This window comes from Paenibacillus sp. BIHB 4019 (genome assembly GCF_002741035.1).
Lineage (GTDB): Bacteria > Bacillota > Bacilli > Paenibacillales > Paenibacillaceae > Pristimantibacillus.
Genome location: NZ_CP016808.1, coordinates 3,836,770 through 3,854,626, shown reverse-complemented (window position 1 = coordinate 3,854,626; position 17,857 = coordinate 3,836,770). Strand labels below are relative to the sequence as shown.

Genomic DNA, 17,857 nt, shown 5'->3' with positions numbered 1-17,857 from the left:
TTGACGAATGGATACTACGGAAAAGATGCGATATCCGCTTCCGGCATTGCCGGCTATTCCAGACAAAAGCTTCCTCGTAACGGAATTTGGAGCTGTGCCGGGCAGCCTGACGCTGTGTACCGCTTCGTTCCAGCAGGCGATCGATGCCTGCTCCGCTGCGGGAGGCGGCCGCGTAATCATTCCGCCTGGCTTATGGCGGACTGGGCCTCTGCGCCTGCATAGCCGAATCGAGCTTCATGCGCAGCAAGGCGCACTGGTATTGTTCGAGCCAAAGGCTGACCTGTATCCGCTTGTGGCCTCGCATTTTGAGGGAGAATCGGCTGTTCGCTGCCAAGCGCCGCTCGATGGCGAAAATCTGGAAGACATTGCGATTACGGGCGGGGGCATTTTCGACGGGGGCGGACAAGGCTGGCGTCCCGTCAAACGCTTTAAGCTGACGAATGAGCAATGGAATGGACTGCTTCAATCCGGCGGAGCCGTTAATGATGAAGGAAATATGTGGTGGCCGTCGCTTGAGGCGATGGAAGGAGAAGCACTTGCTCATGAACTGCGCCAGCGTGGTGTAACGGCTTGCGAGGCCTATTTACCAGCAAGAGCCTATCTCCGTCCCACCCTGCTTAGTCTGCGCGGCTGCTCTAGGGTACGGCTTGATGGGCCAACGTTTCAAAATTCGCCCGCCTGGTGCTTGCACCTGTACAACTGCGAGCAGGTAACGATCCGGCGGCTGAACGTTCGCAACCCTTGGCATTCCCAAAATGGAGATGGCCTTGATCTGGAATCCTGCCGCCACTCGCTCATCGAGCATTGCACCTTCGACGTTGGCGATGACGCTATATGCTTGAAGTCGGGCAAGGGCGAGGAGGCCAGAAATCGGGCACTGCCCTGCGAATTCGTAACGATCCGGCATTGCACCGTCTACCATGGCCATGGCGGCATTGTAATTGGAAGCGAAATGTCCGGCGGCGTCAAAGCCGTGTATGCATCTGACTGCCAGTTCATCAGCACGGATATTGGCTTGCGCTTCAAAAGCGTTCGCGGCCGCGGCGGCGTAGTTGAAGATATTGTCATGGAAAGAATTCAAATGGCAGATATTGTGCGCGAGGCCATTTCGTTTCATTTCTTTTATGCCGGGGTGGAAGGCTCGGAGGGCTGCGATGAGCAGCTTGTTGAGGTGACAGAGGAAACGCCCGTCTTCCGCAATATTACACTGCGCGAGCTGACCTGCCACGGCGCTGCAACAGCTTTGCTCATTAACGGGCTTCCCGAGCTGCCGCTAAGCGGCTTAACGGTTGATGGGCTCGAGGCAACAGCGGTTAACGGGGTAATCGCCCGCTATGCCGATCATTTAAAGCTGGAGAAATTGAAGCTGCATACGTCAACGCTCCCCGAGGTTCAGCTGTATCAATGTAACCATTCGATCGTTGAGTAGCATTGGCGTATAAAAGGACGGCAATAGCAGCTCGCAAGCAAAGCACCTCCCTTAAAAAGGCTGATGCGGCGGAGCTTGTCCGTTTTTTGCCTGCTTGCGGTACTCCATAGGTGTAAGGCCGGTCGCTTTTTTAAACGTCTTATTGAAATGGGATAAATGCTCGAAGCCTACAGCTAACGCGATTTCCTGAATTTTTTGGCGGGAGCCGCCAAGCAGCTGCTGCGCTTCACGAACCCGGATGTGAATGATGTATTCCCGAAAGCGGAAGCCGGTAAGCTTATGAAAGATTCGGCTGAGATAGGAGCTGCTCAAGTAAAAATGCTTCGCCGTATCCTCCAGCGTCACGGCTTCACGATAATGCTCACGCACATAAGTCGCGATTTCAGACACTTTATTATGCAGCGAGTAACGAGAAGGATTTGACCGGCTTGCCGTATTCTCGAAGCGGCCTAGCAAAATGATCAGCTCCGCCAGCAAGGATAGGCAATAGGATTCGTAAAAAGGCTTTTCCTGCCGGCTTTCATCCAGCATTTTGTTAAGGAGGCGTTCCGTTTCCCCCTGCTCGCGCAGCGAAAGCGGGAAGACGCGAAACCCTCGTCCATGAAGCAGCAGCTCCAGCGTTTGCAATGCTCGCGGCAAAATGGCAGGGTCATAATTAATGAGGATTCGCTCAAATTCCGCTACCTCGGAGCTGGCCGTCGCATGAATTTCATGCCCGGCAATCATAATAAGCTCGCCTTTATGCACGGTAACCACCTGCCCGTCCACAAAATAGACACGCTCGCCATCCAGCAGGTAGTACAGCTCGACCGATGCATGGCTGTGTGGACGAGGCATCGCGGTGGCGCCTTTGCGCTTCATATGCTGAATGCTCAGCTTGCCGTCTTCCATATGATATTTCGGATTGAGGCTATCGGACGCAGACGCGGTCATGGGCATTCCTCCGTATGGAAACAAGGTTCACAATAATACCTCCCATTATAGATAAAACTTCGCTTATTTGAAAGGAGCGCTCGCTATGCTGATTACCGTATCCAAAGAAGACCATGCTGATTACAGCCGCTTGCAGGCGGCCATTGACTCTATTCCGGCGGATTGTGCCGAAGCGGTCACGATTCGCATCAGACCGGGAATTTATGAGGAAAAGATCACGATTCCAGCCTCTGCCCCGCCTATACTGCTGCTCGGGGAAGACAGCGAGAAAACGATTATTACTTGGTCAGACAATGCCCATACGCTGGGACCGGACGGGGAGCCGCTCGGAACGTTTCGTTCAGGCACTTTAAATGTTTGGGCAGAAGCATTCACTGCGGAAAATGTGACGATTCGCAACGCCTCGGGGCCTGGCACAGGCCAGGCTGTAGCCGCGTTCGTCGATTCGGATCAAGCTGTATTCCGCCGCGTCAGGCTGCTGGGCGATCAGGATACGCTGTATACGGGCAAAGGCAAGCAATATTACAGCGAGTGCTACATTGAAGGCGATGTCGATTATATTTTCGGGGCAGCGACGGCCGTATTTGAAAGCTGCCACTTGCATAACAAACGCTCCCGAGGCTATATTACGGCTGCCTCGACACCCGAGGATGCCGCGTTCGGCTATGTATTCCTCGATTGCAAAATTACCGGAGCCGAAGGAGTCGTGGATGTTTATTTAGGCAGGCCATGGCGGCCCTATGCCCATGTTGCATTCATCCGCACATCGATAGACGGCTCGATCACACCTGAAGGCTGGCATAACTGGGGGCAGCCGGATCGTGAAGCTACAAGCCGCTATGAAGAGTTTGGCAGCTTTGGCGAAGGAGCAGCTGCAAGAGCGCGCGTTTCTTGGTCCAGGCAGCTTGAAGCAGACGAGGCGGCCAACTATCGCATCATTGCCATCCTTGATGGCTGGCATCCCGAAGGCTACTGATCAATCGAACGATTAAAGAGGGAGGGCAACAGCATGTCCTTAAAGCTTGAGCATTATTTGCAATCGCTTGTCCAGCAGGCAGCTGCTAATAGACATTCCGCCCGTTCTGCTGCGAATCCCGAGCAGCGCCGGGAGACAGTAAAGGCTTCGTTTGGACAACTGCTAGGCCATTATGCTCTGCACGAGCATCAGCCTCTGGAGCCGCGCTTGTTGGAACGAACACAATGCGATGGCTATATACGGGAACGTGTGGAAATCGCCACTGTAGACGGACTGCGGATGGCCATGTATGTGCTGCTGCCGGATAATCCCGCGGCGCAGCCCTCTCCGGCTGTCATTGCCTGCCACGGCCACGGATACGGCAGCCGGGAAATCGTCGGGCTTGAACCAGATGGCTCGGAACGCTCCGGCGCTTCGGGCTTGCATAAAGATTTTGCCATAGCGCTTGTAAAAGAAGGGTATGTGGTCGCAGCCCCTGAGCTGCTCGGCTTCGGCGACCGCAGGCTGGATGAGGATAAGGCCGCAGACTCGCCTGCAAAAAACTCCTGCTTCATGCTAGCTGTGCATTTGCTGCTTACAGGGCGCACACTTGCAGGCTTGCGCGTCTATGAGACCTCGAGAGTCATCGATTATTTGCAGGAACGCAGCGATGTGGAATCCACTAACATCGCAATTATGGGCATTTCCGGCGGCGGTCTTGTTGCGGGTTTTACGGCCGCTATGGACGACAGAATCCGCTGCGCCGTAGTCAGCGGTTATGCAAGCCTGTTTGAAAGCAGCATTTTGGCACGCAATCACTGCCTGGACAATTATATTCCGGGCGTGCTGCTGGAAGCGGAAATGCCTGAGCTGCTCGGGCTCATTGCGCCGCGAGGCCTTTTTCTGGAAGCAGGGGCTGTTGACCACTTATTCCCGCAGCAGTCTGCACGGCAGGCATACGCTGAGCTGCGCAGCATATATAGCGCCGCCGGGGCGCCAGATGCTGTGCAAGCTGTCTTTTTTGATGGAGGACATGAAATTCACGGAGATGCTGCTTACGCCTGGCTGCGAACCCAGCTGCTGGAGCAAACGACAATTGCAGGAGGGGATCGTAACGATGATGGAGCAACAACAGGTTCATTTGACAGGATGGGCGGGTAAAGTAGCCGAAACCATCATGAGCCAATGCGGCCCAGACGGCTTTCACCATTATCCAATGGAGCGTTGGGCCTATGTTCCCGGCATGCTGCTGATGGCGATGGCCCGCGCGGGCATTCAACTGAACGAAAAACGATATTATCATTTCATGCAGCTCCATATGGATCACTATATTGCAGAAGACGGAACGATTCGCTCCTATACGCTGGAGGAATACAACCTGGATCAAATCAATCAGGGCAAAAATTTATTTTTTCAATATGAGAACACGGGTGAACAACGCTACTCGAAAGCTGCCGATACACTGGCTGCCCAATTGATTAGCCAGCCCCGCACCTCCGAGGGCGGCTTCTGGCATAAGAAAGTATACCCATTCCAAATGTGGCTCGATGGGCTGTATATGGCCTCCCCTTTTCTGGCCGAATATGCGAAAGTGTTCGACCGTCCGGAGCTGATGAATGAGGTCGCGCATCAACTGCTGCTTGTCGAACGTAAAACCCGCGACAAGCGCACGGGGCTGCTGTATCATGGTTGGGATGAATCCGGGGAGCAGGAATGGGCAGACTCGCATACCGGCCTGTCTTCGCATTTTTGGAGCCGGGCCATGGGCTGGTATGCGATGGCTTTGGTTGATTGTCTGGAGCATTTCCCGATCGATCACCCGAAACGCGGTACGATTATCGGCATTTTTCAACGGATGTGCCTTGCGCTTGTTGACGTGCAGGATAAAGACAGCGGCTTATGGTATCAGGTGCTTGATCAAGGAAAGCGTAAAGGCAATTATTTGGAGGCGACAGGTTCGATCATGTTCGTCTACGCGATGGCTAAAGGCTTGCGTCTACGTTATCTGGAGTCCGGCTTGCGCGGTGCCATGCTGAAAGGGTACGAAGGGATTATCCGCCATTTGGTCACGGAGGATAGCCAAGGCATCCACCTTCATCAAATTTGCCATGGCGCGGGGCTCAGCAAAGATCGCAATGGCTCCTTCGATTATTACATTTCTGAAGCGGTCGTATCTGACCATTATATGGGTATAGGCCCCTTGCTGCTTGCGTCGCTTGAAGTTGAGCGTTATTTGGAGTAGCCCTGCCTGGAGCAGAGTTGCACCTACGCAGCCCTTCAATGTTGAGCTGCACAATGTAGCTGTATAATTTGTTATATGAAAAAAGGCCCGCATATAGCTATGCGGGCTTTGTAAAAGGATTAGGTTTAATTTAGTGGTAGCCTTCGTAGTCCTCTTCTCCTGGTGCTGTAAGCGATTCCCTAATTACATAGACGAAAGCACAGACGAGGATGCCAGCGATTATACTCATTCTCATCACTCCAAGCATTCAAAGGTAATTCCATTGTACCATAAAATAATCCCGCGTCTACCCTTTTTGCAAGCGTTTTCTTTCCGGGACTAAAAATATTTTTATAGGCTTTTCCTCCTTTGCAAGTGATGGATGTCCTAGTTTCTGCATAAAGATGATCAAAGGACTTCTGCCAGAGCTGCGGGCTGCTTGCCTATTTTCCGGGACAAGTCCCTTTGACTGTGAAGCGTCATATTGAGGGGAGGTCTTGACCATGCTGCGCACGCTCTCGCATCCCGCTGCCCTAACAGGATTAGCTGCTGTGTTCCTCACCCTGTTAATGGCCGTATTTCCCAATGAAGCGCTGGAATCTGCCCTGCGAGGCTTATCGATATGGTGGCAGGTGCTGTTTCCTGCCCTTTTCCCCTTCTTCGTCATTTCCGAGCTGCTGCTTGGCTTTGGCATCGTCCATTTTTTCGGCAAGCTGCTGGACCCGCTCATGCGCCCGCTGTTCAAGCTTCCCGGTATTGGCAGCTTCGTGGTGGCGATGGGCTATATATCCGGCTATCCGGTTGGGGCCAGGCTGACAGCCAAGCTCTATGAGCAGCAGCTCATCAACCGCACAGAGGGAGAACGGCTTGTCGCCTTTACGACGACGTCCGATCCCATCTTCCTAATCGGCGCCGTATCAGTCGGCTTCTTCCACAATGTCGCTCTGGCACCCGTGCTCGCGGCAGCCCATTATGGCGGTGCGCTCATCATCGGCCTGCTCATGCGCTTCCACGATCCGCATGCGCCGATTACCGAAGCACGGCGCAGCAGCGGCATGTCCGATTCCGGCGCAAAGCCCGTTTCGGCACGCCATCAGCCGCTGCATACGACAACGTCTTCGAAGCACTCACAGCACTCACAGCACTCTCTACACTTGCGCACGTTGCGCCGTTCGCGCCTTGCAGACGCGCTGAAGGCGATGCACGAGGCTCGCCTGCTCGATGGACGGGGCCTCGGCCAGCTGCTGCAAGAGGCGATTCAGTCTGCGCTGCGACTAATGATCGTCGTAGGCGGCCTCGTTGTTTTTTTCTCCGTCATTATGGAAATGCTGACGTCAGCAGGCTTGATCACCATGCTTGCTGCCATGCTGCGGCAGCTGTTTGAGCTGTTCGGGCTTCCGCCAGCGCTTGCCGATGCCGCCATATTCGGCCTGTTCGAAGTAACCCTTGGCGCCCGCGCCGCCGGCGAAGCTGGCACAGGTCTGCTGCATCAAACGGCAATCGCAGCATGGGTGCTGTCATGGGGAGGTTTGTCCGTCCACGCCCAGGTGGCCAGCCTCGTCAGCAAAACCGATATGCGCTACAAGCCGCTTATGCTCGCAAGGCTGCTGCACGGTTTTATCGCATTAGGGCTCGTTTATGCGTTATGGGGCTGGCTCGGGCCCTAATACCCAGATTTATCGGATGAAATGTGCTTCTCGCATTGAATTTACGGCTGTATTCCGATATCATTTAAGGGAACGTAACCAGAAGATTTGAAAAGGGGCTGCATTCCTTGAAATATGCCGTTATCGACAGAGGCGATTCCATATCCCAGTCACTGGCGGAACAGTTCCATACACTGGCGGCGGAGCGCGGCTTCATTCGAAATGACGACGCACCTGAAATTGTCGTATCCATCGGCGGAGACGGTACGCTGCTGCAAGCTTTTCACAAATATGTTGATCGCATTATGGATGTCGCCTTCGTAGGGGTACATACCGGACATTTGGGCTTTTACGCCGATTGGCAAAAAAATGAGCTGCCTGAGCTCGTCGCTTTAATGGCCGAGAAGGAGCTTAGCATCGTCCGCTATCCGCTCGCGGAAATCGAGGTCGAGACGGCCGAGGGAAAATTTCATTATATGGCGCTGAACGAGTTCACGCTTAAAGGGGTAGACGGCACGCTCGTCGCCCAAATCAATGTCAATGATGAGCCTTTCGAAATGTTCCGTGGCGATGGTATCGTCATTTCGACGCCTTCCGGCAGTACCGCCTATAATAAAAGCGTCGGGGGCGCAATCGTCCATCCGTCCATTGCATCGATACAAATTGCCGAAATTGCTTCCATTAACAATCGCGTCTTCCGAACGCTGGGCTCTTCGCTGCTGCTGCCGCAGCATCACCACTGCGACATCATCTCGAAGAAAAACCAGCGGATGCTGCTGACCATCGACCAGCTCAGCATTTTGCGCAGCGACATTTTATCGATACGCTGCAATGTGTCGAGCCGCAAGGTCAGCTTTGCGCGCTATCGCCCATTCCCGTTCTGGAACCGGGTCCGCGACGCTTTCGTCGATATGCACGAAGTGTAAATCAGAGCAAATTCCGCCAAAAGAGCTGTCCTTATCGGTCATCGACCGAAGGACAGCTCTTTTGATACAACTGCAAAAGAAGAACCCTCATAGTAGCGAGGGTTCTTCTTTCTGTTATAGGAGCCTGCCTCGGCTTATTCTGCGGTTGGCTCGGAATGATTCGTTTTCGCTGGGCGGTTTTTGCCGCGATATGGCGATTTCTGGCGCTGCGGCTGAGATGGCGCCCCCTCATTGCTTTCAGCGGAAGCCGCGATTTCCTTGCTTGCCGCAAGTCCTCTCGGCGGCTTCTTGCCGCCGCTGCGATCAGCACGTTCTCCGCCTCCGCCACTGCCGCCATTCGGCCGGTAGCTGCGGCGCTCACGCTGCTTGCCTCCGCTGCGCTGCGAAGAATCCTCGCTGCGATTGGCAGAGCCGCCGCGCGAATTATGGCTCTGGCCTTGCTGGCTTGGCTTCTGGCCCTGATTCAGAGCGCGTGCTTCCCCAGAAGACTTGGCTGCCGGAGCAGCAGCCTGCACAACTTGGCCGTCTTCCTCCTGCCCCACCGACTGAAAAGCTTCCTCCAGCGCCGTGAACAGCTTGTCATTGAGATCAGCCGTCAGCGCATCTTCCTCGTCCACTTCCTCAAGCTCGGGAGACTGCTTCACGCTTCCGGTCTTCTCCAGCACAAAGTAAGGGCAGCCGAAGTTGCAATATTCATTAATGTAATCCGATGCATACGAGAACATCGTATCACGAGTTGACTTCATATGGTTGTCTTTAAAAAAACCTTTCAGGCGCAGCTGGCTATAGCCCCAGTCGCCCACGATATAATCATACCGCTCCAGCACCTCGCTGTAGCGGGCACGAAAGGCCTCTTGATTCCAGCCATTTCTGTTCTCATGAACAAGCTCATAGATTTTACCACCGATTTGAATCAAGACGACTTCCCACCTCTCGAAGCTTCAGTTCAAGCTTTATACGCTGCTCAGCTCGCGCTCCTCAGCGGCGACAGCAGAATCCGTCTGCTCATGCGCATGATAAGAGCTGCGAACGAGCGGGCCAGACTCGACATGCCGGAATCCGCGCTTCAATCCTTCTTCCTTCAAAGCGGCGAATTCATCTGGATGCACGTAGCGAACTAACGGCAGATGGTTTGGCGTTGGCTGCAAATATTGACCTAACGTCAAAATATTGCAATCGACAGCACGCAAATCATCCATCGTTTTCAAAATCTCTTCAAACGTTTCGCCAAGGCCTAGCATAATGCTCGACTTCGTCGGAATTTTCGGATTCATCGCCTTCGCGCGTTTGAGAAGCTCCAATGAACGGGCATATTTGGCCCGGGCACGCACACGGTCAGAAAGGCGCTCTACCGTCTCAATATTATGGTTCAAAATATCCGGCTTTGCATCCATGACCACTTGAAGCGCAGCTTCATTGCCAAGGAAGTCCGGAATAAGCACCTCGACGCGGCAAAACATAACGCGCTCGCGAATGGCTTGGATCGTTCCGGCAAAAATAGACGCGCCGCCATCCTTCAAATCATCACGGGCTACGGATGTTACGACGCAGTGGCGCAATCCCATCTGCTCAGCTGCTTCAGCAACGCGTTCCGGCTCCTGTGTATCAAGCTCCGTCGGCATACCTGTCTTCACCGCGCAGAAGCGGCAAGCCCTCGTACAAATGTCGCCTAATATCATAAAGGTTGCTGTACGATTCGCCCAGCATTCATAAATATTTGGACAGCGCGCTTCCTCGCATACGGTATGCAGCGTCTTGGTGCGCATCATGTCTTTTATTTCGGCGTAATTGCCGTCAGTCGTTAATTTAATGCGAAGCCAATCGGGCTTCGGCAGTTTTTCTGTTTGTTTGGTTGGTTTCATCCGGCATCCCTGCTTTCACTCCATTTAACAAGGTCGTATCTTCAAACGCTCTAATGGTTCCGTCTCAAGATAAGCCCTGGCCGTATCACTTTCGCTATTATAGCATGTTTCTTCCCAATGTAGCACGTTATCGCACATTAGATTCATTCGAATTTCAGATAAAAGCCATACAGATTTACGATGGATGACGAGTGTGCATGCTTCGCATAAAAACCAATGATTTGCAAAACCTAACCATTAAGCCATACAGCTACAGAAAGGATGGACAGCTTGAAACAGACCGTGCGATTTGCAGCAGCACTCACACTTTCCGCCTGCCTATTAACCGGGCACTCCGGGCAAGTCCTTGCGGCGGCCCGACCTGCAGAGCACCAGGATGAAAGCCTTTTGCCAGTGCATTCCGCGCAGACCACGCCCAAAGCTGCCGAAGTTTTCGCTACCCGGCAAACGTTGTACGACAAATTAAGCTTGATGACGGGCATATCTTGGCCCCAGCTTGCCGCTATTGATCAATATGAGCGCACGCTGTCCAGCGCACGCCCCAAAACGCGGCCGCTTCTAGGCCAAACCGTTGGCGTCTTTATTGAAGAGGATCAATGGAGCGGCCTGCTGAATCCGAATAAAGCCGACGTATCGCCGCTTTCCATTCGCTGGTTCAACGGCATTGGCCGGGACGGCGATGGCGACGGGCAAGCGGAACGCAACAATGATTTTGATTTGCTGTATGCGATCGCTAGCAAAATTTTGCAGCATGGAACGACGGAGGACGATTTGGCTATCGGACTATGGGAATATTATCATAACAGCCGATCTGTCCAGCGCATCCAGCAGTTTACACGCATTTATGAAACGTTTGGGCGACTAGATCTATTTGAGCATGCTTTTCCGCTCCCAGTCGGGAATAACTATTCTTATAAAAGCACTTGGGGCAACGCCCGCAGCTGGGGCGGCAGACGCAGCCATGAAGGCACCGATCTGTTCGCTGGCCACGGCCTCTCTGTCAAAAGCACCTGCTACGGCATTGTCGAGGTGAAGGGCTGGAACCCATTCGGCGGCTGGCGCATTGGCATCCGTGATCTCAACAATTATTACCATTATTACGCGCACCTATCCGGGTTCGATAAATCGCTCGCCGCCGGAACCGTCGTCAAGCCGGGGCAAGTGATCGGCTGGGTTGGAAGCTCCGGCTATGGCAAACCGGGAACCCAAGGCAAATTCCCTCCCCATCTGCATTACGGCATTTACCGTGACCGCGGCCTGATCGAATGGTCCTTCGACCCGTATCCGCTGCTGAAAGCATGGGAGCGCGAGGAACTGCGGCGCATGAAGAAAGGGTAAATAGCAGCCCAGCTCCACTATGTACCGCTAATTGCTGGCCTCTGGCTGGCGACTAGCGGTTTTTTCATGGTCCGCAGCCTTCATTTTTCGTGAGCAGCCCGATTTAATGATGACAAACATGTTGTCACTAATGGCATGCTATACTGGGTTAAAAAGGGAGGGAGGCCACGTTTGAAAAGGAATGATCGCCTCATTGCCATTATGATGGCTTTGCAGCAGCGGCCCGAGACAGCGCAGGCTTTGGCCAGCAAGCTTGAAGTATCCAAGCGAACGATTCTTCGCGATATGCAGGCGCTAGCCGAGATGGGAATACCGCTATATGCCCTATCGGGACCTGCGGGAGGCTTCCGATTAATGGAGGGCTATAAGCTGCCGCCGCTGCATTTCGATTCACAGGAAGCGCTCGCTGTATTATTTTCGTTGAATGCCATGACCAAAATGGCCGACACCCCTTTTAACCAAGCACGATTTACAGCTACTGATAAAATTCGAGCCACGATGCCGGAGCATATTTTGCAGCATATAGAACCGATCCTGGATCGATTGGAGATTGCCATTCCCGATCGGAATTACAAAACGCCGCTGCTGGAGAAACTGCTGAAATATGCAGGAACGTCGATCTGGATTCGCGCCTTCTACCGTTCCGAGCAGCATCAAAGGTCGCTTGAGCTGCTGCCCCTTCGGCTCTACACAGCCCATGGCTTCTGGTATTGCGAAGCTTATTCCGTCGTGCATGAGGAACAGCGCACGTTCCGTGTCGACCGTTTTGTGGAATTGGAGCCCATTGAGCCGCCGCTAGCGGCTTCCGAGTACTTGGACAAGGCTGCACCTGCTGAAAATAACGCTGTGAAGCTCGTACACATCGCTGCCCAATTAACGTATAGGGGAGCTTTGCTCGCTGAGCAGGACCCTCACTTTGGACAGCTGGTCAAGCAGGTCGATAGCCAGCTTTGGAAGCTTGAGATGGATTTGCCCATGTCCGAATGGGATTGGGCCGTTCAGTTTTTCACCTATCTCGGCATGGATGCCGAAGTGACACAACCGCCGGAGCTGCGGGCAGCTATCTATCAACGAGTATGCCAGCTCGCTGCCCGCTATGAGCAGCAATAAAAAATAATCGATCAAACAAGGAGACGATATATGATGTCAGGAACATTTGCAGTTAGAGATCATTTGCTGGAGGAGCTGGAACTGTCCGTTCGGACAAGCTGCTCCTTAATTGCCCAAATCCAGCCAACCGAGTGGGACTTTCGTCCGCAAGACAATATGCGTTCGCTGATGGAGCTTGTTCATCATTTGGCAGCTATTCCCGCTACCGATCTTGCTATTTTGCAGGAAAAGACAGAGCAGGAAGTGGCAGAGGTTGAAAATGGTGCCGCTGGCATCGCCAGCCCGGACGAGCTAATTCAGCGTTTTCAAGCTAACCTGGCATTGTTCAAGCAGTATATCCTTTCCTTAAGCGAGGATGAGCTGCTGACTAAATCTTCGAAAGCTTATTACTTGGAGCATGGCATGGTGCAGATCAAATGGCTGATTGAGGTCACAACCCATACGTTCCATCACCGTTCGCAGCTTTACAACTACTTGAAGCAAAACGGACATGAATTGAATTTCTTCATGCTGTACATGTAATTCAGCTTTTAACTAAAAAATCACTAATGAGCCACTAATGCGACAGTTGCATCAGTGGCTTTCCTTTTTTCAGCTTCCGTATTTCAGGCTCCCTGCGTCTGCTTCTAATGCTCGCTCTCATTCTCTGCACTCGGCGCAGGCAGCACCGGTGCATCAAGCTGCTCCTCCAGCATGCTGCCATCCGATGGCTGCGTCACGCCGCTTCCTTTTGACAGCGGCAGAGCAATATTAGGGGCTCCAGGGGCAGAGCTGCCAACTGGATTGCCTTTGTTGTCGTAATAATACATCGGGACGTCGCCAACGACGAGCAAATAGGAAATCGGAATTTCCGTCTCCACCATTTGCGGCTCCGTTTCGAACGGAATAATGATGGCCACCTCCGCGACAATATGAATATACACCTCGATTAAAATCATATTGATGCCTGCATTTTGCTGGCGTGTGCTGAGATCTACTTTAACCGCGCCGACTGGCTCAAACTTGACCGGGACACGTGGACCATATGACGCAATAAGCGGACTGCCCAGCGCATTGCCTATAGGAATATGCTCGGGAATTTCCTTAAGATGCTCAAGCGTCGATTGCACCGTTTCAATCGTCTGTGCCCTAATTTTCGTATGCTCGTTATAGTTCAGCATAAACCCCGATACTTTGCCGTTGCTGTTCATTTTCCAATCGACCAGCTTCTCGAACTCGGACTGGCTGGCCACCTGCTCCGTCGTCGCTTTATTAATTGCCTGCGTTGCTACTTGCTTTATTCGCAGCTGGGCAACTTTAGTAAGCGGCTCGCGCAAATGCCTATCTACGTATATAAAAGACTGAATGCCGCCAATGAGCAGCGTTAGCACAATGATGACCGCCCATATTTTGAGCTTTCGCATGGGCGACTTCGGCTTTGAGCCCCAGCTTCCCCCGCCGGACGACTGTGACTGCCCAGGCTGAAAAGCATCATAAGCAGCTGGCCTGGAAGCGGCACGCCCTGACGGCGATTTTGCTACAAAACCGCTAGAGCTGCTGCCTTTGCCAAACAGCGGCTTGCCCATTCCCCAGCTTTTGGGGCGGCTCTTGCCGGAGCTAGGACGGCTTCCGCTGCCCCAGCTTTTTGGCCGGCCTATGCTTGCGCCAGTCAGCTTGCCGCTGCCCCAGCCTTTGGGGCGGCTAAGGCTTGCGCCAGTTAGTTTGCCATTTCCCCAGCTTTTGCCGCTGCGGCTGCCTGGATTTTCGCTAACGCTTCCACGGCTGCTCCAGCTCACTGTTTTCACCCGCCGCAGCGGCAAGCCAGACCAGGATAGCTTGCGATTGCGGTTCAACAGCTGAAGCAGTCCCCATTTTCGCCCCCATCTTGCCATGCTTCTATCGCCTCCCGCCATAAGGATCGTCCCACTCCGTATTCAAGCTTATGCTTGGCTTGGCAAAAAAAGAAGAAGACCCTCCCCACCCGCCTTGCCCTTACCCTTGCCCTTGCTAAAAAGCTTGATTGTTCAGGTTATAGCTTTCATCCTGACGGTGAAGCCTATATAATGGAGGAACTTATGGTGCAATTGGATTGGAGGCTGGTACCCATGTTCACCTATCGGGAGAAGCTGTATATGCTGAAGACGCTGAAGCAAAACAAAGCCAAACGTTTATTCGGCTTGCGGAAGCTGCCGCCTGAGCATCAGGCTCTCGTTGACAAGCTGGAGCAAATGGTACGCAACGAGCAGGTCAACAAGGCGCATCTGTAGCCAGCGCCCTTTACGCTAAAGTAAAATGGATTCAACGATGGAGGAAATTATGCTAACTTTTGAACAAAAGCTTGAAATCATTACGTCCTTTCCCGAGCTTGAGCGCAGCGATGTGTCGCTCGGACGCGTTAATTTTCAATATTCAGGCAGCGTATACGACCGCAAAAATGTCGTTTACCACCTTCACCCGAACGGCAACGGCTTCGTTTACGCCGCCCTGCTCGGCGGCTATGACATCGACGACAAGGGCCTTGTCAACATTCGCAGCCTGGATGAATCCGAGCTTCGCACATTGATTGCCGAAGCGATCAAATCGCTATCGTTCAAGCCTGAAGTGCCGCTTACCAGAGCACAGCGCAGAAGACAAAAGGCCAATTCCGATCAGCAATGGGCTAACGATGACGCGCAGACGCTTCAAGTGAGATTCGAGGAAGATACTTGGATGATTTACGACGGCATGAATTTGGAGATGGCCTTCGAAACTTACGAAGAGGCTGTCGAGTATTTGGAAGAGGAAGGCTTTTCGCGGGAATAGCTGCCTTCCTGTCCTGCCGTTTTCTTTTTTTAAATAAGCTACAAAAAGCACCTCCAGCAATGTTGGAGGTATTTTTTGTCTTATTCATTTAAAGAAAGATTGCTAAACATTTGAGAAATTCATTCTGAAAATCCAGCTATTTCTGATAATTCTAGAGGTGGTTTTATGCTTTTTGAAAACGAGACAGGCTACCGTATTCCAATTTACATAACTAAAATGAATATAGATGATGCATCATTACGTCAATGAATATGGCGCAGTCTCTATGGGCAGCAGTCGCATGTTTATTCCTAATGTTGCTGGGCATAACCTGATTAGGTTATACTTGAATTAAAGGTGGTGGATTTCAAATGAACAGTAACAACTATGTAAAAAGCTCTGGCAGAGGACGCACAGATGTAGCAGACACTCGTTTTAATGTTTATGAAGTCTCCCCGACTCTACCCGGACCGAAAGACGAACAACGCGATAAAGAAGTTAGCGAAGCCATTGAAAAGTGGAAAAATTTGAATCGTAATCGTGAAAAGCTCCGCCAATAGGCGGAGCTTTTTTTCAACAAAAACTATATTTTTCTAACCCATATCATCTTATTAATACGCCTCAAGCTCACGCTTTGGCAGCATTCGCACGTATTTATCAGATAGGCTCATCAGCTTCATAATATAATCATAATCGCTGCGGTATTGCTCAAAATTCGCAACCGGCTCCATCGTATCAAGCGATACGGCAGTGCCGTCCTCAAAGCCTTTGCCGGGAACGAACAAAATATCATTGTTGAAAAATGATCCGCTCGGCAAATAATAACGCATCCCCAGCACGTTCCGATCAATGTTCAGCAGATCATGGCCAAACAGCGTAGCACCCGATTCCTCCGGCCTCAGACCAAGCAAATTAGCAATCGTCGGCATCATATCCAGTTGTCCGCCGACCTGCTCGACTACTTGCCCTTTGCCGCCCTTGACACCGCCTGGAACATGGACGATAAACGGAATATTAAAGCGGCTGAGCCGCGCATCATACGTCATGCCAAGCTCCGTCTTAAATTGCTCTGGATCGATTTTGTCAGGCTGCAGTCCGAAGTGGTCGCCGTACATAACCAGCACCGTATTGTCCCACAACCCCTGTTCCTTAAGCTTGCTAATCAAAGTACCTATGGCATAATCGGTATAATGAATCGCCGTCAAATAGTCGCCTAGCTGCGTTCCTGCAAGCGAATCCGGCAGCGTTAGCGTTACGCGGTCAGCTGGCACTTTAAAGGGAAAATGGCTGGATGCTGTAACGAACTGCGCATAAAACGGCTGCTTCATCTCTGCAAGCTTTTGGACCCCGACCCGATAAAGCTCCTCGTCCGACGCGCCAAAATCATTAAAATGGTCATCCGTATAATAAGGCTTATCATAATAAGCATCAAAACCAAGTGCCGGATACAGCTTATCGCGATCCCAGAACGTCACATTATTAATATGGAAGGTAGCTGTATCATAGCCTTGCTCCTGCAATAGCTTCGGGAGGCTTGGAAACGCCCGGTCCCCGTAGCCTTTGGACATCGCTTCGCTGCCAACCGGATAAATCGACGTATTCGACATAAATTCGGCATCCGACGTATTGCCCTGGCCGATTTGCTGATACACATGAGGAAAATAATAGCCCTCATCTGCCAGCTGATTGAGAGTCGGCGTAATTTCCTGGCCGTCCACCTTAAGATGAATCGGAAAGTTTTGGAAAGCTTCCATTTGCAGCACAATGAGATTTTTGCCTGCTGCCGTACCAAATTGCACAGGCTGCTTCGCTGTTTGCTTGCCCTTCGCATCCTTATTTGCTTCAGCTTTAGCATAAGGATAGCTCGCTTGCAGCTGGTCAATCTCAGCAATCGTTTCCGGCAGGCTGCCGGTTTCGGTTTCGATGGCTTCCGTGCTGGCCTGCCAAGCGGCAGATGCCTGAAAGCCGATAAAACCAAGATTTTTAGCCCGCTCCAGTTCATTAGCAATCGTCTGATCCATATAAACCTGGCGGCTGAGAAATGATGTACTAACGATCAGCACGACAAGCAGCACCGATACTCGGCCCATACGTTTGTATTCATACACTTTGCGCGTACGAAATCGCCTCACCGCATATACCGCCAGCCAAATGGCCACATCAAGAAAATAAGTAAAATAGACAGGCTGGATTAGCGTCTGAACGCTTGCCCGTACTTGGCCGACTTGATTTATCGATTTCAACACATTATACGTCGGCACCGAGCCGTAATAGTCAAAATAAACCGTCGAGGCAAACAGCAGCAGCGACAGCACCGCATTAACGAATAAAAAAAGAGCGCCTTTGCGCTTGCCAGGGGCAATCAGCTCGAACAGCAATAATACGCCTAGCAAGCCTAGGCCATCCATCGCCACATCTCTAATCGCAATCGTATCAAAAATAAAATAGCGAAATAAAGCCAGCTTGATCAGCAGCGCTGCATAAACAAGCAAAAAAGGCGACCGCTGCTTATTTTCCCCAAATAGCTGTTGTTGCATAAGCCTCACTCACTCTCTCGCATTCCAAGTTAATATAATCAAGGTGAATATTTAAAAAAAAGAAGCCATCAACACGTGATGGCCGCTTCCTGAATGATAAATGTTAAGATTATATTAACGCATTTGCGTGATGAATGAAA

At 51.9% G+C, this 17,857-nt stretch carries 17 protein-coding genes; 12 read left to right on the top strand and 5 right to left on the bottom strand.

Features of this window, described 5'->3' with window-relative positions:
• The first annotated feature begins 7 nt into the window (after positions 1-7).
• Complete coding sequence (locus BBD42_RS16735) at positions 8-1,429, top strand: glycoside hydrolase family 28 protein (RefSeq protein ID WP_099519077.1); 1,422 nt, start codon at positions 8-10, stop codon at positions 1,427-1,429.
• A 51-nt stretch (positions 1,430-1,480) separates the two neighbouring features.
• Here BBD42_RS16735 and BBD42_RS16730 read toward each other — a convergent pair whose 3' ends face one another.
• Positions 1,481-2,362 carry a helix-turn-helix transcriptional regulator gene (locus BBD42_RS16730; protein ID WP_099519076.1) on the bottom strand — a complete coding sequence of 294 codons (882 nt, stop codon included), beginning with the start codon at positions 2,360-2,362 and terminating at the stop codon, positions 1,481-1,483.
• An 85-nt stretch (positions 2,363-2,447) separates the two neighbouring features.
• Here BBD42_RS16730 and BBD42_RS16725 point away from each other — a divergent pair, with 85 nt between their 5' ends.
• From BBD42_RS16725 to BBD42_RS16700, 5 genes are all read left to right on the top strand, one after another.
• A complete protein-coding gene (locus BBD42_RS16725; RefSeq protein WP_099519075.1) occupies positions 2,448-3,338 on the top strand; it encodes a pectinesterase family protein in 891 nt (296 codons plus the stop codon).
• A gap of 33 nt (positions 3,339-3,371) precedes the next feature.
• Entirely contained in the window at positions 3,372-4,478 is a 1,107-nt protein-coding gene (locus BBD42_RS16720; protein ID WP_099519074.1) for a dienelactone hydrolase family protein, read from the top strand.
• Positions 4,435-5,559, top strand: a complete 1,125-nt coding sequence (locus tag BBD42_RS16715) for a glycoside hydrolase family 88/105 protein (protein ID WP_481855878.1) — start codon at positions 4,435-4,437, stop codon at positions 5,557-5,559. Before BBD42_RS16720 ends, BBD42_RS16715 begins: the two co-directional genes overlap by 44 nt.
• A gap of 482 nt (positions 5,560-6,041) precedes the next feature.
• The gene (gene ylbJ, locus BBD42_RS16705; protein ID WP_099519072.1) at positions 6,042-7,205 is read left to right on the top strand and encodes a sporulation integral membrane protein YlbJ; all 1,164 of its coding nucleotides are present in this window, start codon (positions 6,042-6,044) and stop codon (positions 7,203-7,205) included.
• Positions 7,206-7,312: 107 nt separating this feature from the next.
• Entirely contained in the window at positions 7,313-8,110 is a 798-nt protein-coding gene (locus tag BBD42_RS16700) for an NAD kinase (protein WP_099519071.1), read from the top strand.
• Between the two features lie 134 nt (positions 8,111-8,244).
• Here the strand turns inward: BBD42_RS16700 and BBD42_RS16695 are convergent, their stop codons facing one another.
• The gene (locus BBD42_RS16695) at positions 8,245-9,027 is read right to left on the bottom strand and encodes a YutD family protein (protein ID WP_099519070.1); all 783 of its coding nucleotides are present in this window, start codon (positions 9,025-9,027) and stop codon (positions 8,245-8,247) included.
• Positions 9,028-9,063: 36 nt separating this feature from the next.
• Positions 9,064-9,972: a lipoyl synthase gene (gene lipA, locus BBD42_RS16690; RefSeq protein ID WP_099519069.1), complete on the bottom strand. Its 909-nt coding sequence runs from the start codon at positions 9,970-9,972 to the stop codon at positions 9,064-9,066.
• Between the two features lie 261 nt (positions 9,973-10,233).
• Between lipA and BBD42_RS16685 the strand changes: the two genes are divergently transcribed.
• The 3 genes from BBD42_RS16685 (at position 10,234) to BBD42_RS16675 (ending at position 12,942) form a co-directional block, all read left to right on the top strand.
• Positions 10,234-11,310 (top strand): M23 family metallopeptidase, encoded by a 1,077-nt coding sequence (locus BBD42_RS16685; protein WP_099519068.1) that lies wholly within the window; start codon positions 10,234-10,236, stop codon positions 11,308-11,310.
• A 171-nt stretch (positions 11,311-11,481) separates the two neighbouring features.
• A complete protein-coding gene (locus tag BBD42_RS16680) occupies positions 11,482-12,420 on the top strand; it encodes a helix-turn-helix transcriptional regulator (protein ID WP_237163125.1) in 939 nt (312 codons plus the stop codon).
• Between the two features lie 33 nt (positions 12,421-12,453).
• Complete coding sequence (locus BBD42_RS16675) at positions 12,454-12,942, top strand: DinB family protein (protein WP_099519066.1); 489 nt, start codon at positions 12,454-12,456, stop codon at positions 12,940-12,942.
• 104 nt (positions 12,943-13,046) lie between these two features.
• Here the strand turns inward: BBD42_RS16675 and yunB are convergent, their stop codons facing one another.
• A complete protein-coding gene (gene yunB / locus BBD42_RS32740) occupies positions 13,047-14,291 on the bottom strand; it encodes a sporulation protein YunB (protein WP_348272566.1) in 1,245 nt (414 codons plus the stop codon).
• 183 nt (positions 14,292-14,474) lie between these two features.
• Here yunB and BBD42_RS31565 point away from each other — a divergent pair, with 183 nt between their 5' ends.
• From BBD42_RS31565 to BBD42_RS16660, 3 genes are all read left to right on the top strand, one after another.
• Entirely contained in the window at positions 14,475-14,666 is a 192-nt protein-coding gene (locus tag BBD42_RS31565) for a hypothetical protein (RefSeq protein WP_150131560.1), read from the top strand.
• Positions 14,667-14,715: 49 nt separating this feature from the next.
• Positions 14,716-15,201, top strand: a complete 486-nt coding sequence (locus BBD42_RS16665; RefSeq protein ID WP_099519065.1) for a hypothetical protein — start codon at positions 14,716-14,718, stop codon at positions 15,199-15,201.
• 350 nt (positions 15,202-15,551) lie between these two features.
• Complete coding sequence (locus tag BBD42_RS16660) at positions 15,552-15,740, top strand: hypothetical protein (protein ID WP_099519064.1); 189 nt, start codon at positions 15,552-15,554, stop codon at positions 15,738-15,740.
• Positions 15,741-15,791: 51 nt separating this feature from the next.
• Here BBD42_RS16660 and BBD42_RS16655 read toward each other — a convergent pair whose 3' ends face one another.
• Positions 15,792-17,717: an LTA synthase family protein gene (locus tag BBD42_RS16655; protein WP_099519063.1), complete on the bottom strand. Its 1,926-nt coding sequence runs from the start codon at positions 17,715-17,717 to the stop codon at positions 15,792-15,794.
• Between the last annotated feature and the right edge of the window lie 140 nt (positions 17,718-17,857).

Excerpts from the sequence above, each read along its gene's own strand:
- BBD42_RS16730 (WP_099519076.1), bottom strand. The coding sequence starts at position 2,362 with ATGACCGCGTCTGCGTCCGATAGCCTCAATCCGAAATATCATATGGAA.
- BBD42_RS16685 (WP_099519068.1), top strand. The coding sequence starts at position 10,234 with ATGGACAGCTTGAAACAGACCGTGCGATTTGCAGCAGCACTCACACTT.
- BBD42_RS16655 (WP_099519063.1), bottom strand. The coding sequence starts at position 17,717 with ATGCAACAACAGCTATTTGGGGAAAATAAGCAGCGGTCGCCTTTTTTG.
- BBD42_RS16660 (WP_099519064.1), top strand. The coding sequence starts at position 15,552 with ATGAACAGTAACAACTATGTAAAAAGCTCTGGCAGAGGACGCACAGAT.
- BBD42_RS16665 (WP_099519065.1), top strand. The coding sequence starts at position 14,716 with ATGCTAACTTTTGAACAAAAGCTTGAAATCATTACGTCCTTTCCCGAG.
- BBD42_RS16725 (WP_099519075.1), top strand. The coding sequence starts at position 2,448 with ATGCTGATTACCGTATCCAAAGAAGACCATGCTGATTACAGCCGCTTG.
- BBD42_RS16735 (WP_099519077.1), top strand. The coding sequence starts at position 8 with ATGGATACTACGGAAAAGATGCGATATCCGCTTCCGGCATTGCCGGCT.
- lipA (WP_099519069.1), bottom strand. The coding sequence starts at position 9,972 with ATGAAACCAACCAAACAAACAGAAAAACTGCCGAAGCCCGATTGGCTT.
- BBD42_RS16675 (WP_099519066.1), top strand. The coding sequence starts at position 12,454 with ATGTCAGGAACATTTGCAGTTAGAGATCATTTGCTGGAGGAGCTGGAA.
- BBD42_RS31565 (WP_150131560.1), top strand. The coding sequence starts at position 14,475 with ATGGTGCAATTGGATTGGAGGCTGGTACCCATGTTCACCTATCGGGAG.
- yunB (WP_348272566.1), bottom strand. The coding sequence starts at position 14,291 with ATGGCAAGATGGGGGCGAAAATGGGGACTGCTTCAGCTGTTGAACCGC.
- ylbJ (WP_099519072.1), top strand. The coding sequence starts at position 6,042 with ATGCTGCGCACGCTCTCGCATCCCGCTGCCCTAACAGGATTAGCTGCT.
- BBD42_RS16720 (WP_099519074.1), top strand. The coding sequence starts at position 3,372 with ATGTCCTTAAAGCTTGAGCATTATTTGCAATCGCTTGTCCAGCAGGCA.
- BBD42_RS16715 (WP_481855878.1), top strand. The coding sequence starts at position 4,435 with ATGATGGAGCAACAACAGGTTCATTTGACAGGATGGGCGGGTAAAGTA.